The 2,646-nt window shown below is 44.3% G+C and carries 3 protein-coding genes; all 3 read left to right on the forward strand.

Translation table 11 applies throughout. The features are described 5' to 3' along the window. Positions 1 to 811 (forward strand): type I-F CRISPR-associated protein Csy2 (locus tag E1189_RS02210; protein ID WP_155158438.1); only part of this gene is annotated, 811 nt, incomplete at its 5' end. A gap of 44 nt (positions 812 to 855) precedes the next feature. Further along, positions 856 to 1,914 (forward strand): type I-F CRISPR-associated protein Cas7f/Csy3, encoded by a 1,059-nt coding sequence (locus E1189_RS02215; protein WP_155158439.1) that lies wholly within the window; start codon positions 856 to 858, stop codon positions 1,912 to 1,914. A 27-nt stretch (positions 1,915 to 1,941) separates the two neighbouring features. After that, positions 1,942 to 2,619 carry a type I-F CRISPR-associated endoribonuclease Cas6/Csy4 gene (locus tag E1189_RS02220; protein WP_155158440.1) on the forward strand — a complete coding sequence of 226 codons (678 nt, stop codon included), beginning with the start codon at positions 1,942 to 1,944 and terminating at the stop codon, positions 2,617 to 2,619. Positions 2,620 to 2,646 lie beyond the last annotated feature (27 nt).

Raw genomic sequence — 2,646 nt, forward strand, 5'->3', positions numbered from 1 at the left:
CGAATTTAATGGGTTTCCTGACAGGCACTACATATGCCTTAAGGACATGAAGGTCGAGAGAGCTAATGCAATGCCATCGCCCTATATTGCTGGACTTCCTTCCATGTATGGGATTGTAGGCTTGACAAAATATTTAGTGGATGATGTTCTGAGAGACTTTAATGTTCAATTTGACGCTGCTGCTATCTGTATACGAGATTTCGCAATGTCAGACAGCCAGCAAAAGTATTCTTGCTACTCGCCAGAAGATATACGCAAACATCAGATGATTCGAATCATCACCGCTAGAAACAGCTGGCTTTATGCGTCACTCTTAGTTCGGGTCAACACATCTATGAGTCTCTCTCAGCTACAAACGTGGCTTGATGAAAACCGTTTTCTTGACGGTTTCTACCGATTAAGGTTTTGTGGTGGACACATTTTCTTTAAGGCTGGAATACCACAGCTCTACACTCTTGAAGAAAACGAGGTTTCTGATTTCTGCAATCAACTCGACGGTTTCACTATCGCCGACCGCATTGAGCTCTGTCGAGCTGGCAGACAAGAAGGAGAGGATGCCCTAGATACCATGTTTCGCCTAATAGAGGAAAGTCGTGAATGGCTGGTTCCTCTAGCTGTTGGATATAAAAGCTTTGGTTCGAGAAAGCTCCGAAAAGGCTGCCGCAAGAAAATCCCTCATTCTTTTTGCGACTCGGTAACCGGTCTTGGTGGCCTATTTAACATACGCTCTGTATCTGAACTTATCGGAAAATCTGACTCCTTTTTTTGGCGTCCATCTAACCTCGACTTTATTGTTAATGGGTCTATATAAAACATGGAGCTTACAAAACATGAACTACGGAGGCTCCCACACAGATGAATACTCTACGCTGCCTGCAAATTGGTGATGCAACTATGAGCTCTATGAGTTCTCGAACGGAAAAAATATTTCCCCTGCATGTCCAGCGGAGAGAGTTTAAGGGATCACCGTCAGACTATGCGTCTTTGACAGGGGTAAATGACCAGAATCTCGATACCCCAAACGTTTTTGAGAGTGAGTTCGTCACAAACGAACCTGGAGATAAACTCTACATTGAGTTTGAGGGCTATGTCCTGAATAACGTTCTGTTCCCAGATACTCATGATGAAGAGCTCAGATCCAGCATGCAGACATTCATCACCCTATATCGGGACAAGGGCGGTCTCGATTACCAGGCAAAAGCTATCCTAAGCAATATACTTAACTGCAGGTTTCTTCGCAGAAACAATCAAATATTCCAATGTCAACGCAAAATCACCTTCACCACCCACTCACTTGAAAACCGTTTCGAATTACCAGACTGGGAAGAACTGCCTTCTTTCGCATATTTTGAAAATCATTCCCCCAAAGCAACAAAAGAGTGCATCGAGTTTCTTGCCAGCCGTCTATACGAAAGTAATGTAGATCGCTGGTTCAAAATTTCAGCTGAACTCTATACAGGCAAAGGCTTGACTGTTTTTCCCGCACAAGAGATGCGTACCGACCCATCAAATCGCAATAAGCCTAAAAATACTAAAGATGAGCAGTTACCAGTGAAAAACAAGAAGCCATACAAGCATGGCAGAACATTCTTGAAAGGCGTCAACGAAGATACGGGGAAACGAGATGTTCCACTTATTGATCAGCGACATATAGGGTATGCACTTTTCACTTATGATATTTGGTACAAAGCTATTGAGGACTGCGCACCTATCAACATAAACCCCGCAGGTTTCTCAGAAAAACCGGGAACGCACTATAGAGACTTCCAGAAAGGGAATTGCTTCTATAACTACCACCAAAAGATAGACAACCTTATCAAAGAGCTTAGAGAAGTAAAGAGCCCCAAAGTCATCCCAGGATACATTCACTACCTTGTTGCCTGCTATATAAAGGGTGGCGTTTTTAAAGGTTGAGAACCAACCAAAGTGAGCTCTTCAACTATGAAGGATACCCAAATGCGATACTATTTTGAAATATCACACCCTGACTCTCCGGATGAAAACAAAAGTTTCCATGAGAGCGTTTTCAAAGCCATTCATGATCAGGCTGAACCCTATGATGATCCACTGACTGCAGCTCGTTACCGTTCATGGGTCGGCCTCTCATATCCACTGTTCGGGGATCTGGACCGCTACATCATGGACGAGGAGCTGCTGACTGATAGCACATTTCGCCTCAACTTCGCTATTCAGCACCCGGGACTGTATGTCGGCAATGTAGTCCACTGTGTTGCATCACAACAAGAACCCCTCAAGCAGCTTATGTCGTCTGAGGACATTAGAACCCTACAAGCCACAGGGGTGGTTGTTTCAACCATCACTCCGGTTCCAGCCGGTGTTACTGAACGCATTTACAAGAGGGATAGAAGACCAGAGCGTAGATCTTGGAAGTGTATCCTCAGAAAAACAAAAAACTACAACCTTAACTCAACTGACAGCCCTTACGTACCAAAACCAATCACAGAGCCACTACCTCGGTTCGCAAATATGAGTAGCAACAATAAAAGGAAGCCGATTCACCTCAAGTGCGTGGAAGCGGATAAACCTCACGATAGCTGGTACAGCATGTATGGATTGTCGACCAAAGGCTCAACGGTCCCTCGAATTCCAGTTCAGTAATACCCATTTTTCTCAACATACACCAAG

The sequence above is a fragment of the Parendozoicomonas verongulae genome (genome assembly GCF_009711465.1).
In the GTDB taxonomy this organism is placed as follows: domain Bacteria; phylum Pseudomonadota; class Gammaproteobacteria; order Pseudomonadales; family Endozoicomonadaceae; genus Sansalvadorimonas; species Sansalvadorimonas verongulae.

What these genes read in the sequence shown, in the direction of transcription:
- E1189_RS02215 (WP_155158439.1), top strand. Translation starts at nt 856, where the DNA reads ATGAATACTCTACGCTGCCTGCAAATTGGTGATGCAACTATGAGCTCT.
- E1189_RS02220 (WP_155158440.1), top strand. Translation starts at nt 1,942, where the DNA reads ATGAAGGATACCCAAATGCGATACTATTTTGAAATATCACACCCTGAC.